The 16,073-nt window shown below is 71.2% G+C and carries 17 protein-coding genes; all 17 read right to left on the minus strand.

Annotated elements, in window-relative coordinates:
* Nucleotides 1-10 precede the first annotated feature (10 nt).
* Nucleotides 11-1,642: a methyl-accepting chemotaxis protein gene (locus VTA80_RS06290; protein WP_407344539.1), complete on the minus strand. Its 1,632-nt coding sequence runs from the start codon at nucleotides 1,640-1,642 to the stop codon at nucleotides 11-13.
* 106 nt (nucleotides 1,643-1,748) lie between these two features.
* Nucleotides 1,749-2,168 (minus strand): chemotaxis protein CheW, encoded by a 420-nt coding sequence (locus VTA80_RS06295; protein WP_407344540.1) that lies wholly within the window; start codon nucleotides 2,166-2,168, stop codon nucleotides 1,749-1,751.
* Nucleotide 2,169: 1 nt separating this feature from the next.
* Nucleotides 2,170-4,482, minus strand: coding sequence for a chemotaxis protein CheA (locus tag VTA80_RS06300; RefSeq protein ID WP_407344541.1), 2,313 nt, complete (start codon nucleotides 4,480-4,482; stop codon nucleotides 2,170-2,172).
* Between the two features lie 110 nt (nucleotides 4,483-4,592).
* On the minus strand, nucleotides 4,593-4,853 hold the full coding sequence (gene csrA / locus VTA80_RS06305; protein ID WP_407344542.1) for a carbon storage regulator CsrA: 261 nt from the start codon (nucleotides 4,851-4,853) through the stop codon (nucleotides 4,593-4,595).
* A gap of 48 nt (nucleotides 4,854-4,901) precedes the next feature.
* On the minus strand, nucleotides 4,902-6,143 hold the full coding sequence (locus VTA80_RS06310; RefSeq protein WP_407344543.1) for a hypothetical protein: 1,242 nt from the start codon (nucleotides 6,141-6,143) through the stop codon (nucleotides 4,902-4,904).
* On the minus strand, nucleotides 6,121-8,172 hold the full coding sequence (locus VTA80_RS06315) for a flagellar biosynthesis protein FlhA (protein ID WP_407344544.1): 2,052 nt from the start codon (nucleotides 8,170-8,172) through the stop codon (nucleotides 6,121-6,123). The genes VTA80_RS06310 and VTA80_RS06315 overlap by 23 nt, the downstream gene beginning before the upstream one ends.
* Before the next feature lie 64 nt (nucleotides 8,173-8,236).
* A complete protein-coding gene (locus VTA80_RS06320) occupies nucleotides 8,237-9,331 on the minus strand; it encodes a flagellar biosynthesis protein FlhB (RefSeq protein WP_407344545.1) in 1,095 nt (364 codons plus the stop codon).
* Complete coding sequence (locus tag VTA80_RS06325) at nucleotides 9,328-10,089, minus strand: flagellar biosynthetic protein FliR (protein ID WP_407344546.1); 762 nt, start codon at nucleotides 10,087-10,089, stop codon at nucleotides 9,328-9,330. Before VTA80_RS06325 ends, VTA80_RS06320 begins: the two co-directional genes overlap by 4 nt.
* Nucleotides 10,090-10,093: 4 nt before the next feature.
* Entirely contained in the window at nucleotides 10,094-10,369 is a 276-nt protein-coding gene (fliQ, locus tag VTA80_RS06330) for a flagellar biosynthesis protein FliQ (RefSeq protein WP_407344547.1), read from the minus strand.
* A gap of 3 nt (nucleotides 10,370-10,372) precedes the next feature.
* The gene (gene fliP, locus VTA80_RS06335) at nucleotides 10,373-11,269 is read right to left on the minus strand and encodes a flagellar type III secretion system pore protein FliP (protein ID WP_407344548.1); all 897 of its coding nucleotides are present in this window, start codon (nucleotides 11,267-11,269) and stop codon (nucleotides 10,373-10,375) included.
* Complete coding sequence (locus tag VTA80_RS06340) at nucleotides 11,266-11,784, minus strand: FliO/MopB family protein (RefSeq protein ID WP_407344549.1); 519 nt, start codon at nucleotides 11,782-11,784, stop codon at nucleotides 11,266-11,268. Before VTA80_RS06340 ends, fliP begins: the two co-directional genes overlap by 4 nt.
* The gene (gene fliN / locus VTA80_RS06345; protein WP_407344550.1) at nucleotides 11,784-12,488 is read right to left on the minus strand and encodes a flagellar motor switch protein FliN; all 705 of its coding nucleotides are present in this window, start codon (nucleotides 12,486-12,488) and stop codon (nucleotides 11,784-11,786) included. Before fliN ends, VTA80_RS06340 begins: the two co-directional genes overlap by 1 nt.
* Nucleotides 12,488-13,420, minus strand: a complete 933-nt coding sequence (locus VTA80_RS06350; RefSeq protein ID WP_407344551.1) for a flagellar motor switch protein FliM — start codon at nucleotides 13,418-13,420, stop codon at nucleotides 12,488-12,490. Before VTA80_RS06350 ends, fliN begins: the two co-directional genes overlap by 1 nt.
* A 154-nt stretch (nucleotides 13,421-13,574) precedes the next feature.
* Nucleotides 13,575-14,093: a flagellar basal body-associated protein FliL gene (gene fliL, locus VTA80_RS06355; RefSeq protein WP_407344552.1), complete on the minus strand. Its 519-nt coding sequence runs from the start codon at nucleotides 14,091-14,093 to the stop codon at nucleotides 13,575-13,577.
* A gap of 7 nt (nucleotides 14,094-14,100) precedes the next feature.
* Nucleotides 14,101-14,952, minus strand: coding sequence for a flagellar motor protein MotB (locus VTA80_RS06360; protein WP_407344553.1), 852 nt, complete (start codon nucleotides 14,950-14,952; stop codon nucleotides 14,101-14,103).
* Nucleotides 14,949-15,761, minus strand: coding sequence for a motility protein A (locus tag VTA80_RS06365; RefSeq protein WP_407344554.1), 813 nt, complete (start codon nucleotides 15,759-15,761; stop codon nucleotides 14,949-14,951). Before VTA80_RS06365 ends, VTA80_RS06360 begins: the two co-directional genes overlap by 4 nt.
* Nucleotides 15,761-16,051: a flagellar FlbD family protein gene (locus VTA80_RS06370; RefSeq protein WP_407344555.1), complete on the minus strand. Its 291-nt coding sequence runs from the start codon at nucleotides 16,049-16,051 to the stop codon at nucleotides 15,761-15,763. The genes VTA80_RS06365 and VTA80_RS06370 overlap by 1 nt, the downstream gene beginning before the upstream one ends.
* Nucleotides 16,052-16,073 lie beyond the last annotated feature (22 nt).

A 16,073-nucleotide genomic window follows, 5' to 3' on the forward strand; every position in this document is an offset into this window, starting at 1 on the left:
CAGTCCGACCTCAGTACGTGAAAGCGGCGACCCGCTCGCGCAGATCCTGCGACATGCGCGCGAGCTCGTCGACGGACCCGCTCATCTGGCCGAGCACGGCGCTGGCCTCGGCCGCCGAGGACGCGACGCGGGACATGCTCATCGCGATCTCCTCCGACCCCTCTGCCGCCTGCCCGACGGACCGGGACATCTCGTTGGTCGTCGCCGTCTGCTCCTCGACCGCGCTCGCGATCGTGAGCTGGAAGTCGTTGATCGAGGCGATGATCGCGGAGATCTCACCGATGGCGACCACGGCCGACGACGCGGCGTCCTGCGTCGTCGCGATGCGCTGCCCGATGTCCTCGGCCGCCAGCGCGGACTCCCGGGCGAGCTCCTTGACCTCCTTGGCCACGACGGCGAAGCCTCGGCCGGCGGCGCCCGCGCGCGCCGCCTCGATGGTGGCGTTCAGCGCGAGCAGGTTGGTCTGCTTCGCGATCGAGGTGATCACCTTCACGACGGCGCCGATGTCCTGCGAGCTCTGGCCGAGCTCGCGCACGGTCGCAGCGGTCGAGTCGGAAACCTCCACGGCGTAGCCGGCGACGTTCGCCGCCTGGTTCGAGTTCTGCGCGATCTCGCGGATCGAGGCCCCCATCTGCTCGGCCCCGGAGGCCACCGTCTGCACGTTCTGGCTGACCCGTTCGGCGGCGGCCGCGATCACGCCCGACTGCGTGCTCGTCTCGTCCGAACCGGCCGCGACCTGGGCGTTCGACGCCGCGAGGGCAGCCGCCGCCGACGCGACCGTCGCGGCGGTGCCCGCGACCCCGGCCAGCATCGCGCGCAGCGACTCCTGGGCGGTCGCGAGCGCCTGCGCCATCGCGCCGATCTCGTCCCGGCCGACAACGCTCGCGGACACGGTGAGGTCGCCGTCAGACATGGCCACGAGCGAGCGCTGGACGCCGCGGACGCCGCGCGTCACGGAGCGGATCACCGCGAACGCGAGCAGGGCCGCCAGGAAAGTACCCACCGCGAAGACCCCGACGAGGATGGCCATCGTCTGTCGCATCTCGCTCCGTGCGGACGCCGCGGCCGCGTCGATCTGGGCGCCGACAACCCGTGCAGCCAGCGCGATGGACCGGCCCTGCGCATCGGCGTCGGCCGCGGGGGCCGAGGCGATCGCGAGGTCGACCGCTGAGACGTCACCGGCCTGGGCGAGCGGCAGGAGCGTCGCGTCCCGGAACGTGACCCAGCCCTCCCACGCGACCAGGAAGTCGTCCCACGCGGGCAGGGGGGCGGCGAGGTTCGCGTCGACGAGCTCGATCGCCTGGCGCACGAGTGCGTCATTGCCGACGATCGCCTGCGTGGCGCGGTCGCGACCCGAGTCGGTGCGCGACATCGCGAGCTGGCGCAGCATGAGCTGGCTGCGGATCTGGCCGACGCGCGCGTCCTGCATCGGGACGAGCACACCGTTCGACCTGGACGCGACCAGGTCGGTCTGCGCGCTGGTCTGCAGCAGGACGAGAGCCCCGTAGCCCCCCACCCCCGCGAACGTCGCGGTCAGGGCGAGGACGACGGTGAAGAGCTTGGTGCTCAGGCGCCGGTCCCGGAACCAGGCCCAGGGGCCCGACCTGCTGTGCCGTCGTCGAACCGATCTGTCAAAGATCATCGTGTTCCCCCCGCACCTCTGCGCGCATCCGTGCGCGCCTCACCTCCTCGATCGGTCGCCCGACCTCGTTTGTGAGTGCTCCGGCCACCTGCAGGGCGCGGGTGCGCTAGGCAGCGGTGGCGCGATCCACGTCGAGCGCGAGCAGCAGGCCCTGCTCGAGCTTGTACGCACCCAGGATGACCTCGCGCAGAGCGGCGGGGAGCGTGTCGGGCGGGGTCTCGAACTGCGACTCGTCCACGTCGAAGACGTCGCCGATCTCATCGACGAGCAGGCTGATCGCCTCGCCGTCCACCTCGACGACCACCATCATCGGTTCGGCGTCGACGGCCAGGGGTGGGAGCCCGAGACGCGTGCGCAGGTCGATGGTCATGACGACCTGACCACGCAGGTTCACGAGGCCGGTCACCCCGGCAGGCGCGAGCGGCACGGCCGTCCGGACGTGCGCGCGGAGCACCTCCTGGACCCGGAGCACATCGATGCCGTACCGGGCTCCGCCGACCGTGAACGTCGCGAGCTGCTTACCCATCTCAAACCCCCACGAGTGAATCGAGCCCGGATCGCACGGACAGGCCCGGCAGGGCAGCCCGGTAGTACGTGCCGCTGGCGTCGTCACCGCTGGTGTCGTCATCGAAGAACGTCGGGTCCGCGGTGAGCACCGCCTGCGTCACGTCGAGCCGTTCGGTGACGCGGTCCTTGAGCACCGTCGAACCGATCAGACCGCAGCCGTCGATCTGGCTGTGCTGCGCTGCGTCGTCGTCCACGATGTCGACGATCTCGTCGACCACGATGGCCACGCTGCGCGCGCCGCGCGTGGAGACGATGACGAGCAGGTCGTCCAGGTCGGTCGCAGCCGTCCCCCCGAGGAGCCCGGCGAGCCGGACGATCGGGACGATCGCGCCGCGGTATTGGACCACCTCGCGTCCGCCGACGTGCTCGACCAGGTCGCTGCGCAGGCGTTCGAGACGCGTGACCGCATCGAGAGGGATCGCCACGCGGCGGCCGCCACCGATACCGGCGACCAGCACCTGTTCCGTCGTGACGACGGCAACCGCCGAGGCGGCGGACGACTCGCGATCGAGGTCCAACGGCTCGGCGCTCAGCGACCGGCGCGCGATCGCGCCGACGTCGAGGATGAGCGAGACGCGACCGTCACTGAGCAGGGTTGCCCCGGCGTAGACGCCGATGCCCTTGAGTCGGGCCGAGAGCGCCTTGACGACGATCTCCTCGGTGTTGAGGACCCGGTCGATGATGAGGCCGAAACGCTGCGTGTCCGCCTGCAGCACCGCGATCACGGCGGGCGTGCTGGCTTCCCGATGGTGACCCGTCTCCAGCACGTCGCGCAGCGCCACCAGGGGAAGCAGGTCGCCGCGCAGCCGGTAGACCGGCGCGGTGCCGATGTACTCGATCGCCGTCCGGGCCTTCTGCCCGTCGAGCGCGACGAGCTCGAGCAGGCTGACCTGCGGGATCGCGTACAGCTCGCCGGCCGACTCGACCGTGAGCGCGGGCATGATCGCGAGCGTCAGCGGGATGCGCAGGCGCCACGTCGTGCCGCGGCCGATCGTGGACTCGACGTCCACCTGACCGCCGATGGCCTCGATCTTGGTGCGCACGACGTCCATGCCCACACCGCGGCCGGAGACCTTGGTGACGGCCGCCGCCATAGAGAAGCCGGGCAGGAAGAGCAGCTGGAGCAGGTCGGGCTCGCTCATGCCCGCGATCTGCTCGGGGGTGCGCAGCCCGCGCTCGATCGCCTTGGCGGCGACCCGCTCGACGTCGACGCCCTTGCCGTCGTCGACGACGTCGACGATGACCTGGCCGCCCGCGTGGTACGCACGCAGGGTCAGCACGCCGACAGCCGCCTTGCCGGCCGCGACGCGGTCCGCCGGGGACTCGATGCCGTGGTCGATCGCGTTGCGCACCAGGTGGGTCAGCGGGTCCTTGACCGCCTCCAGCAGGGTGCGGTCGAGCTCCGTGTCACCGCCGACCATGTCCAGGCGGACCTGGCGCCCGCAGGTGGCGGCGAGGTCGCGCACGATGCGCGGCATCTTCGCCCACACGTGATCGATGGGCTGCATGCGCGTCTTCATGACGCCCTCCTGCAGCTCCGACGCGATCAGGCTCAGCCGCTGGGATGCGCGCACGAGGTCGACGTCGACCGTGCCGTCCGCGAGGCGGTTGATCTGGTTGCGCGCCAGCACGAGCTCCCCGACCTGGCGCATGAGCGCGTCGAGAAGGTCGACATCGACCCGGATCGAGGCGTCGGACGCCGTCCGAGGTCCAGGTCCCTCCGAGGCGGGCTCGCTCGCCGCTGCGACCGGCTCGTCGGCGGCGTGGTCGCGCTGGGTGGGCAGTGCGCCGGCCGGCGGGTCAGCCGGCTCGAGACGGGGCTCGACGGCGGGCTCGACGGGCTCGGCAGCGGCAACCGCTGCGGGCTGCGGCGGAGACGCGACAGGCCGGTTCTCGAGCACGTCGTGGATCTGCTGGATCACCTCGTCGACGGCGATTTCACCCTCGACCCCCCCGGTCTCGATCGACGCGAGGATCTCGCGCACGGTGTCGACCATGCGGAGCAGCACATCCGTGGTGTGCAGGTCCATCGCCCGCTTGCCCTCGCGAAGCTGGACGAGCAGGTTCTCCCCCGCGTGGGTGACCTTCTCGAGCAGCCCGAACGCGAGGAAGCCGCTGGTGCCCTTGATGGTGTGGATCGTGCGAAAGATGCTGCTCAGCAGCTCGCGCGAACCAGGTGCACCCTCGAGGGCCACCAGATCTTGATCGAGCTGATCGAGGTTCTCGTAGCTCTCGACCAAGAACTCACGGACGATCTCGTCCATGTCATCCATTGCTGCCTCCACACACCTCGGACCTGTGACTGCCCGACTGATCGACAGGGCAGGGGCGGAGATGAGCGGTACGGGCGCAGGGGGTATGACCATTCGACCGCGCGGTGCGGTCAGGCGCCCGATTCCGGCTGTGCAGGGGCGGTGCGGGGCGGCACGAGGCGACGGAGGGTGTCGACCGCTGAGTCCGTCGCTGCGGAGGCTGCAAGGTTGGCGGCCTTGACCGCCTCGATGACCTCGGCCCGGTTGACGGCGATCGAACGGGGCGCGTCGATCCCCAACCGCACGCCGTCGCTGCGCACCTCGAGAATCGTGATGACGATGTCGTCACCGATCATCAGTCGCTCGCCCACGCGACGGCTCAGCACCAACATGCACGCGAGACTATCCGCTCACGGCAGCGGTGCACGCCGGGCGCGCCCTCAGTCCCAGCGCGTGCCGGACTCGAGCCGCTCGCTCAGCACGGCCGCCCACACGACCGGGGTGGCCGGCAGCCCGTCGATCCAGCCCACCGGGACGCCGAGGTCGAGCACGGTCCCGGGCTCCTGGGTGTCGTGAAGCGCGGCCACCGCCACGACGTCGAACTCCCGAGGCCGCCCGACCGAACGCACCCACGCGCGCAGGTCGGCGGTCTTGCGTCGCGCGTCCACGACGGCCCACGCCTGGTCAGGGCCGAGGTCGGCTAGCAGCTCGGCGGCAGCCGGCCAGGCCTCGACCTGAGGGCCGACGCCGATCGCGACGATGCTGACCTGCTCGCCGTCGGCGCACCGCGCCCGGTGCAGGGCCGCCGCCGACGAGCTCAGCAGCCGGCGGGAGTGGCCGGCGACCGCATGCATCTGGCCGGCAAGCACCACGTCGTGCGGGTCCTGGCGCACGCGCGCCGCGAGCTGGGTGGCGACGGCGAGCGCCTGCGCGCTCTCCCCGACGACGGCGACGATCGACCCCGGGGCGCGCACCAGCGCGGGGGGCCGGACCAGGCGAGCGAGCAGGTCGGAGAGCGGCAGGGCCTCGTCCAGCGGGCCGCTGCCGAGCAGGGTCGCCGGGACCCCCAGTCGCAGGAGTGCCCGCCGGTCGCCGCCGGCGGGGCGCGTCGAGGCGCCGCCGTCGCCGACCGGAACGGCCGGCGACGAGATCGGCGCACCGAACCGGTCGAGCAGGCCCGACGACGGCGTGCTGCCGAGCAGGGCAGCGCGCATCCCGGGCGCGACGGGCACCGCCGTGGCCGGCACCGCAGTGGCCGGCGCCACCGTGGCGTGCGGCGGCTTGGCGGTGGGCACGTCGGCCATGTCGTCGATCGAGGCGAGCAGTGACGCGAACGTGTCGGCGTCGGTCGACACGCGCAGGCCGGGCTCCGGCGCGGCCGGCCGGCCGGCCGGCGCGGCCTGGCCGGCGTCCCACGCCTCGGCGGCGTCGGCCGCGTCGAGCAGGCCGGCCATACCGGAGCCGACGTCCGATCGAGGCACGGCCTGTCGGCGCAGAGACCGGCGCGGCGGCTCGGGCACCTCGACGGTGAGCTCGTAGTGCTCCTTCGCGAAGAACCCGGCGACCCCGCCCGTGCGCACCCGCTCGGCGCGGACCACCACGGCGTTCGGCCCCATCTCGACGCGCACCCGGTGCATGAGGGAGGCCAGGTCGTCGCCGTCAAGCAGCAATCGCGTGGGCATCGCGTACCGTCCCTACGGTCTCGATCCGCAGTCCTGAACCGGTCACCTCGGTGTAGGAGAGCACAGGCAGATCCGGGCTGGCCAGCACGACCAGGCGGCGCATCGCCGCCCGCAGGGCCGGCGCGCAGGTGAGCACCAGAGGGTAGCCCGCCGACTCCCCCGCCGCGACGCAGGCTCGCACCGACGAGAGCACCGCGTCGACCCGATCGGGATCGAGCATGATCTGCGCGCCGCCGTCGGCGGGGCGCAGCGACTCCACGAGGTGCTGCTCGAGCATCGGGTCGATGACCACGACGCGCAGCACGCCCTCGTGCCCGTACGGCGCCGCCAGCGCCGGACCGAGCGCGGTCCGGGCGGCGTTGACCAGGCCGGGGACGTCCGTGCCGACCTTGGCCCGCAGCGCGAGCGCCTCGTAGATGCGGCCCAGGTCGCGGATCGGCACCTGCTCGTCGAGCAGCCCGTGCAGCACGCGCTGGACCTCGCCGAGGCTGAGCAGGCCGGGGATCAGCTCGTCGACCACGGACGGGTTGACGTGCTTGACGCCCTCGGTCAGGACCCGGACGTCCTCGCGCGTCAGCAGGCGGGAGGCGTTCGCGCCGATGATCGAGCCCAGGTGCGTGATGAGCACCGAGACCCGGTCGATCACCGTCGCCCCGGACATCTCGGCCGCGTGCCGCAGCTCCGCGGGGATCCACTTGCCGGCGAGCCCGAACACGGGCTCGAGCACTGCGGTGCCGGGCAACGCCTCGAGCGCGTCACCGAGCGCGAGCATGCGCCCGACGGGCAGCTCGCCGCGGCCGACCTCGACGCCGGAGATCCGGACCGCGTAGGTCGAGCGGGGCAGGTCGACGGAGTCGCGCGTGCGGACCGGCGGCACGACGATGCCGAGGTCGAGCGCGATCTTGCGGCGCAGGCCGCGCACCCGGGACAGCAGGTCGCCGTCGCCCCCGCCGACCAGGTCGACCAGGTCCGGGGCGAGCAGGATCTCGAGGGCGTGCACGCGCATCTGCTCGATGAGCGACTCGGGGCTGTCAGGCGACTGCGGCGGCGCGACCGGCCCGGCGACCAGGGCGGCGGCGGCCTCGGCATCGTCGCGCGCCTTGACCCGCTGGCCGGCGAAGACGAGCAGCGCGCCGATGGTCATGAACGGCAGCTTGGGCAGGCCGGGGATGAGAGCGAGGGCGATCGCCGCGACCCCGGCGATCTGCAGCGCCTGGCTGGACTGGGCGAGCTGCTTGCTCGCGGCCGAGCCGAGGTCGCCGTCCGCCGTGGCGCGCGTGACGATGATGCCGCTCGAGACCGAGAGCAGCAGCGCCGGGATCTGGGTGACGAGGCCGTCGCCGATGGTCAGGAGGCTGAAGTGGTTGAGCGAGTCGCCGGCGCTCATCCCCATCTGCAGCATCCCGATGATAAACCCGCCGATGAGGTTGATCAGCGTGATGATGATGCCCGCGATCGCGTCGCCCTTGACGAACTTCGACCCACCGTCCATCGCCCCGTAGAAGTCCGCCTCGGCGCCGACGTCGGCCCGGCGCCGGCGCGCGGTGTCCTCGTCGATGAGGCCCGAGTTGAGGTCGGCGTCGATCGCCATCTGCTTGCCGGGCATCGCGTCCAGGGTGAATCGGGCGCCGACCTCGGCCACGCGCCCGGCGCCGTTCGTGATCACGACGAACTGGATGACCACCAGGATCATGAAGATCACGAGCCCGATGACCAGGGACCCGCCCACCACGAAGTGACCGAACGCTTCGATGACCTCGCCCGCGTAGCCGTCGCGCAGCACCAGTCGCGTCGAGGCCACGTTCAGCCCGAGCCGGAACAGCGTCGCGATCAACAGCAGCGACGGGAAGATCGAGAAGTCGAGCGGCCGCTTGACGTACATGCTCGTCAGCAGGATCACGAGCGAGCCGATGATGTTGACGGTGATCAGCAGGTCGAGCATCGGTGCCGGGATCGGTACGACGAGCAGCATGACGACGCCGACCACGCCCGCGGGGACCGCGAGCCCGGCAATGTTCTTGTTGTTCATCGACTCGTCCTCGTTCGGGGGCAGGCGGGGCAGGCGGGGCAGGCGGGGCGCCGAGCAGCGGGGGTCATGCGACGTGGCGCTCGGCGAGGGTGTGGATGCCCTGGGCCGCACCGCGGCGGCGCAGGGACATGACGAACGCGAGGATCTTCGCGACCTGGACGAACAGGTCCTCGGGAACCTCCTGGCCGATCTCGCACGCCGCGTTCAGGGCGCGGGCGAGCGGCACGTCGGCGACCATCGGCACGAGCTTGGCCGTCGCCTCGGCGCGGATGCGCGCGGCCACGTGACCGGAGCCCTTGGCCACCACGCGCGGCGCTCCGTGGCCGGGCTCGTACCGCAGCGCGACGGCGACGTGCGTGGGGTTGACGAGCACGACGTCGGCCGTGGCGACCGCCGCCATCATGCGGTTGCGGCTCATCGCCAGCTGCTTGGACCGGATCGCGCCCTTGAGCAGCGGGTCGCCCTCGGAGGACTTGCTCTCCTGCTTGATCTCCTGGACGCTCATCATCGTCTGCTTCCGGTTCGTCTTGCGGATGACGAGGATGTCGAACGCCGCCAGGATCAGGCCCGCCGCGACGGCCGTCTTCATGAGGGTGGCGACGCCGCCGCTCGCGAGCCCGAGCACCTGCTGCAGGGACAGCCCGCCCGAGGTCATCAGCAGCGGGGTGATGTTCTTGACGGTGATGAACAGCACGCCCCCGACGACGATCGTCTTGAGCAGCGCCTTGAGCCCGTTCCACCAGGCCTGCCCGCCGAAGACGTTCTTGAGCCCCTTGATGACGTTGAAGTGCTTGAAGGTCGGCTTGAGCTTCTTGGTCGAGAACCAGATCCCGCCCTGCACCGCGGAGCCCACGACCGCGGCGACCACGACGACGGCGAGCAGCGGCGTGAGCGTCCCCAGGATCGACGAAGCGCCGTCGAACAGGGCCTGCACGGCGAACTTCGGATCCGGGTGGGCGATGATCGTGCGCACCACCATGAGCTGCTCGACGGCGTGCTCGGACCCGGACGCGAGCACGGCGGTGAGCGTCATGGCCGCGACGCCCATGCCGAGCCACGCGGACAGGTCCTGCGAGCGCTGCAGCGCACCGTCGTGACGCAGCTGCTTCATGCGCTTCGGGGTGGCCTTCTGCGACTTGTCGCCCGCGTCCCCGCTCACCGGGTCACCTCCATGATGGCGGTCACGGCGTCGCCGGTGAGGTGCGCGACGAGCTGCGGCAGAGCAAGGAATGCGGTCGCGGACAGCATGAGCGTCAGCAGGATCTTGAGCGGGAAGCCGAGCGCGAACGCGTTCAGGGCGGGAGCGACGCGCGTGAGGAGACCGAGACCGACGTCGGCCAGGAAGAGGACGACGACGAGCGGGCCCGCGACCTGGAGCGCCGCGAGGAACATCTGGGTGAAGCCCGCCGTGCTGACCGCGGCCATGGCGGCCAGGTCCAGCGGCATGCCGAGCGGGAGCACGTCGAACGTGCGGACCAGCCCGAGGATCACCAGCTGGTACCCATCGGAGGCGAACAGCAGCACGATCGCCGTGAGCTGGTAGAGCCGCGCGAACTGCGCGCCGCTGAACAGGCCCATCGGGTCGTAGGCCTGGGCGAGCTGGAACCCGGCGAACAGGTCGATCAGCCCACCGGCCGACTGCACCGCGGCGAACACGAGCGCGACCAGGAAGCCCAGGGCGAGCCCGACGAGGACCTGCAGCAGCAGCTGGCCGACGAACGCGGCGACGTCGGTCGGGTCCGACGCCGCGCGCGCCCGCGGCGCGATCAGCAGGGCCAGCCCCATCGCGAGCATGACCTTCACGGTGCCGGGGACCCCCCGGTGCGAGAACGGCGGCGCGATGACGAAGAACGCGGCGATCCGGACGCCCGCGAGCAGCACGGACTCGAGGCCGCCCCAGGGCAGAGCGAGGGTCATCGCGTCAGCCCCCGCTGAGCAGCGACGGGATCTGCAAGAAGAGCTCCTGCGTGAACGACACGGTCTCCGAGATCATCCAGTGCCCGGTGACGAGCAGCACGATCCCGACGGCGATCGCCTTCGGCACGAAGCTCAGCGTGGCCTCCTGGACCTGCGTGACCGACTGCAGCAGCGAGATCGCCAGCCCGACGACGAGCGCGGTGACGAGCACCGGGGCGCACAGCTTGGCGGCCAGGATCAGGGATTGGAGACCGATGTCGAGAACGGCGTTGGTGTCCACGGGTCAACCGCCCGTCAGGCTGTAGCTGCCGACGAGCGCCGTGATGATCAGGCCCCACCCGTCGATCAGCACGAACAGCAGCAGCTTGAACGGGAGCGCCACCATCGTCGGCGGCAGCATCATCATGCCCATCGCCATCAGCGACGAGGACACCACGAGATCGATGATGAGGAACGGCACGAAGATGACGAACCCGATGATGAACGCGCTGCGCAGCTCGGAGAGCATGAACGCCGGGATGAGCGTGAGGGTGGAGACCGCGGCCTTGTCCTCGGGGTTGGGCAGGTCGGCCGCGCGGGTCATCAGCGCAAGGTCCTCCTCACGGGTCTGCTTGAGCATGAACTCGCGCAGCGGGACCTGACCGACCTCGACCGCCTGGGTGAACGTCTGGCTCCCATCGAGGTACGGCTGCAGGCCGACCGTGTTCACCTCGGAGAGCACCGGCGCCATGATGAAGAGGCTGAGGAATAGCGCGAGCCCGGCGAGGATCTGGTTGGGCGGCACGCCCGTGAGCCCGAGCGCGTTCCGGGTGAGCGCGAGCACCACGAAGATCTTGGTGAAGCTCGTCATCATCAGCAGCAAGGACGGGGCCACCGACAGCACGGTGAGCGCGAGCAGCACGGTGATGGAGCCGCTCGGGGCCCCGTTCACGCCGTTGAGATCGACCGTGACCGAGGGGTCGGCGCCCGGGGCGGTCGGGTCGGCCGGTGCTGCCGGGTCGACCGGCGGGGCAGGCGCCGCGGGCAACGCGGCGGGTGCAGCTGCGGTCGCTGGCGTCGTCGCGGGCGCCGTCATGGTCGCTGCCGTCGAGCTGGCCGCAGTCGCGGGCGCGGCACCGGCCAGGGCGAGCAGGAAGACGACCCCGGCGACGGTGAGGAGCGCGCGCAGCGCGCGCCTCATCGCCGCACGGTGCGCTGCTGGATGGCGTCGACCGCGCGCCGCCAGGTGTCCGGCGACAGGATCGAGCCGTGCAACGCGCTCGCACCGCGCGCGCTCGACGCCGCGGCCAGGCCGGCGAGCTGGGCGAGCTCGACCGGGTCCGTGAGTCGGCTGGAGCCGTCGGGGTACGGGGAGACGAGCGTGGCGAGGTCGATCTCCTCGCGCAGCACGACGGCCGCGTCGTCCGGCACGGGCAGGTCTGCGATCACCACAGGTTCGGGCGCGGGCACGTCGATCTCGGTGAGGACCCGGACGCCCTGGTCGCTGACCCCGAGCAGGAGCACCCGCCCGGCGACCTCGATCAGCGCGACGCCCGCGCCCTTGCCGAGCGACTGCCGCCCGATCACGCTGAGCGGCATCGACCGCGACCTGCGCACGCCCGAGGTTCCGGAGAGCTTGCGGCCGGCGAACCAGATGAGGACGAGCACGCACGCGAGGGCAAGCACCACCCGCACGCCCACGAGCGCGACGGACATCAGGCGGTGGTCTGGTCGGCGGCGACGATCTCGGTGATGCGGATCCCGTAGTCCTCGTCGACGACGACGACCTCGCCGCGGGCGATGAGACGACCGTTGACCATGATGTCGGCGGGTGCGCCCGCGGCGCGGTCGAGCTCGAGCACGGAACCGGGGATGAGCTCGAGGACCTGACGGATGGGCAGCCGGGTCCGGCCGATCTCCGCGGTCAGCGTCATCTCGACGTCGTAGAGCAGGCGCATGTCGGCGTGCTGGCGCGGGTCGCGCTGCTGCGGCACCGCGGGGGTGCGCGCCCGGTTGCGGATACCGAACCAGGCCTGCGCGGCGCCGCCGGCCATGAGCGCGAAGGCGGTGAGGCCCTCGCCGGACAGGTCGTCGCCGACGGGGCGGATCTCGGCGACGTCGAGAACGCCCGGTCCGAACGCGACCGCGGCGGCCTCGAGCGCGGGACGCAGGGCATCGGCGAGCGAGATCGGGGTGCCCCCGGCGCCGGCCAGCGAGTCGGCGACCGCGCGCTCCGCGACGAGGATCAGCTCGACGCTCGACGCCCCGACGAAGGTCGACACGACCGCGGCCGAGTCGGCGCTCGGCCCGCGAGCGGGATCGAGCGGTTCGACGGTCAGCGGGACCGTGGAGGGGAGCAGGCCGACGAGCAGCTCGGCGGCGGCGCGGGCCTCGGGAGCGAGAGTGGCGGTGGCGAACATCAGGAGGTCTCCTCGGAGGTCACGACGACACACGCGAGGCGCGTGCCTTGGGTCCCGGCGGCGGCCCGGGCGAGCACGACGTCGTCGACGACGACGTCGAGAGGTCGAGAGGTGGGGTGGCCCAGCGGGAGGACGTCGCCCACCGCGAGGCCGACGACGTCGGACGGGCGGACCGTGATCGGACCGAACCGGACGGCGACCGGGACCGGCACGAAGCCGACCCCGACCGAGAGCCGGCCGAGGACGTCGTCGTGCGCGGCGAGCTCGGAGGCGGTCCGGCCGTCGGTGTCGTCGCGGGCGCGCAGGCCGGCGAGCATGACGTCGGCCGGCAGCATCATCGTGGTGGTGTCCTCGAGCTCGCCCACGCGCATGGTGAACGTCGCGACGATGACGGGCGCGGACGCCGCCACCGCCTGGACGAACTGCGGGCTGTACTGCACGGTCCGCACGTCGACCTTCATCGGCAGGACAGCGGCGAACGCGTAGCTGAGGTCGCTCAGGGAGAGCTGGAGCAGGTCACGCACGAGCTGGAACTCGATCTCGGTGAGCTCGCGCTCGGAGTCACCGATCACCATCCCCCGCCCACCGAGCAGGTAGTCGACCCAGCTCATCGTCATCCCGCTGGGGATCTGCACGACGGCGGTCGCCCGGCTCGGCTCGACCGTGCACATGAGCATCACGGTCTGCTGCGGCAACGAGCGGACGTACTCCTCGTAGGAGCGCATCGTGACGGAGTCGATCGACACGGTCGCGAGCGTGCGCAGGCGTGCCGACAGCTGGTTGCCCCACTGTCGCGAGAAGTTCTCGAAAGCCATCTCCAGGACGCGCCCGTGCTCCCTCGCGAGGGTCATCGGGCGGCGGAAGTCGTAGACGACCGGAGTGCCTGTACTGCCACGGCGCTTGCGCCCCTGCTTCGCATCCTGGACCGTCACGGAACTCTGATCGGCCGCGCACTCAGCGTTGTGAGGAACCTGTCTGAGGGTCCTTGAGTGGGGTCCAGCACATCCCTGAAGTGCAAAAGGGATCAATGTGGCGCCCTCCATGGCGCCGCGAACCACCGGCATCCGTGCCGGTCAGGGGATCACCTCATTGGGTGACGTAGTCGGTCAGGTAGACATCCATCACCTCGCCCTCGTACGCGTCGGCAAGCTCGGTGACGAGTTCGGCTTTGAGGGCGTCTCGCGTCGCGGGATCGGAGACCTCCGCGACGGTGTGGCCCGAGAAGAGGGCGATCGCGAGGTCGAGGGCCCGCGACGGGTCGGGGGCCTCGCTGACCGCGGCCGTCAGCTGGAGGCCGAGACCGAGACGCAGGTAGTGGCCGTCGGCCAGGTTGACGCTCACGGCGTCGATGGGCACGACCTTGCCGGGAACGGGCGCGGGCGTCGGCGCCGGGGTGGCGTCGCCACCGCCGGGCTGGAGCAGGAAGAAGTAGGCCGCACCGGCGAGCGCGAGCACCGCGACGGCCGCGATGATCACGACGAGCTTCTTCGGCTTCTTCCGCTTCTTGTCGGGCGCGGCGGTGTCCGCGACGGCGGGCACGCCGCGGCCCTCCCGGATCCCCCCCACCGAGCGCTTCGAGCTCGAGATCACGCGCTGCTCAGTCACAGCTCTCTCACTTTCCGTTGGCGGCGATGACGACCGGGAGCAGGGTGCGCACCGGTTCGGACTGCGGGCTGCGGACCACGAGGTCGACCCGGCGGTTGAGGGCGAGCGCGTCGGAGCCCGGCGCACCGACCAGCGGGCGTGCGTCGCCGAAGCTCACGGACGAGATCCGGCTGCCGGCGATCCCGTCAGACTCGACGAGGTGGCGCAGCACCTGGGTCGCCCGGTCGGCCGAGAGCTCCCAGTTCGTCGCGTACCGGCCCGAGCTGGGCACCGAGTCCGCGTGCCCCTCGACCGAGATCTCGTCCGGGATGGCCGCCATGACGGGTCCGGCCGCGTCGAGCACCGTCTGGGCCGCGGGTTTGAGAGCGGCACTACCCGTCTCGAAGAAGAAGTCGTTCGCGACCAGACCGACGACCAGGCCGCGCTCGTCGATCCCGTAGCTCACCTGGCTGCCCATCCCCACCGCCACGAGGTTCGCCTCGATCTGCGCCTTCATGGCCTCGAGCCGCGCGAGCTCGCTCTGCGCTGCGGCCATGTTCTTGGCCTCGGCCGTGACTTCGGCGGCCGGGGCGATCGGGCTCGTCTCACCGGCCGGCGTGATGCTGGCCGGGACGGCGCCCGCGTCCTTCATGATGCCCGAGGCACCCGTGAGCACCGTCGGGGAGGCGTTGCCGAAGCCGGCGGCCAGCGAGCCGCGCAGGGCCTCGAACTTGGTCTGGTCGATCTGGCTCATCGCGTACAGCACGATGAACAGCCCGACGAGCACGGTCATCATGTCCGCGTAGCTGACGGCCCAGCGCTCACTGTTCTCGTGCTCTTCCTCGTGAACCTTGGGCCGACGGCCGTGGGGCTTGCTCATGCCGCCGCCTTCTTCGCGGGCTTGGCGGACTTCGCCGACTTGGCGGACTTGCCGGACTTGGTGGGCTCGGCCGGCAGCAGGCTTCGCAGGCGCTCACCGACCAGTCGCGGGTTGGCGCCGGCCTGGACGGCCAGCAGACCCTCGACCGCGACCTCCATCTGGTTGCACTCGAGGTCGGAGGCACGCTTGAGGCGCGAGGCCAACGGGAGCCACAGCAGGTTCGCCGTGAGCAGCCCCCACAGCGTGGCGACGAACGCCGACGCGATCAGCGGTCCGAGCACCTCGGGCGCGGACAGGTTCTCGAGCACGTGCACCAGGGCGACGACCGTGCCGATGATGCCGATCGTGGGCGCGTAGCCGCCCATGTCGGCGAAGAACTTGGCGACGGAACGGTCCTGGGTGCGCTTGGTCGCGATCTTGTCGTCGAGGATCGTGCGCAGGTCTTCGGGGTCGGTCCCGTCGATGGCCGCCTGGAGGCCGGCCTTGAGGAACTCGTCGTCGATCTCCTTGGCCGCGTCCTCGAGCGCGAGCAGGCCCTCACGACGCGCCCGGTCGGCGAGGCTGACCAGCGTCTCGATCGTGTGCTCGGGCTTGGGCAGCTTGAGCGTGAACGCCTTCGGGATGGCCGCGAACGCGCGCTTGGCGTCGACGAGCGTGCTCCCGGTGAGGCCCGCCCCCAGCGTGCCACCGATGACGAGGAGCATCGGGGGCGGCAGCACGACGGACATCGGGCTCGAGCCCTCCATGAAGATGGAGGCGATCACAGCGCCGAAGGAGACGACGATCCCGATGATGGACGCCGGGTCCATCAGGGCTTCCTGGGGTAGAGCTGGACGGGCTGGGCGAGCGGGGAGTCATCGTCGTCGGCCAGGTCCGGCGCGACGTGCAGGCCGAGTCGCTGCTGCACGTCCTGGGCGCGGGCGACGAGGGTGGCCCGGTACGTGGTGATGAGGTCGATGACCTCGGCCATCGGTTCCTTCACGATGAACTTCGTGCTGTCGACCAAGGTGAGGATCGTGTCCGGGGTGCTGTCGATGCGCTGCAGCAGATCGGGGTTGATCGCGAACTGCGAGCCGTTGAGTCGCGTCACGATAATCACGGTGTCCATCCTTGGGTCGATC

Source organism: Pengzhenrongella phosphoraccumulans (genome assembly GCF_045689905.1).
Classification (GTDB): domain Bacteria; phylum Actinomycetota; class Actinomycetes; order Actinomycetales; family Cellulomonadaceae; genus Pengzhenrongella; species Pengzhenrongella phosphoraccumulans.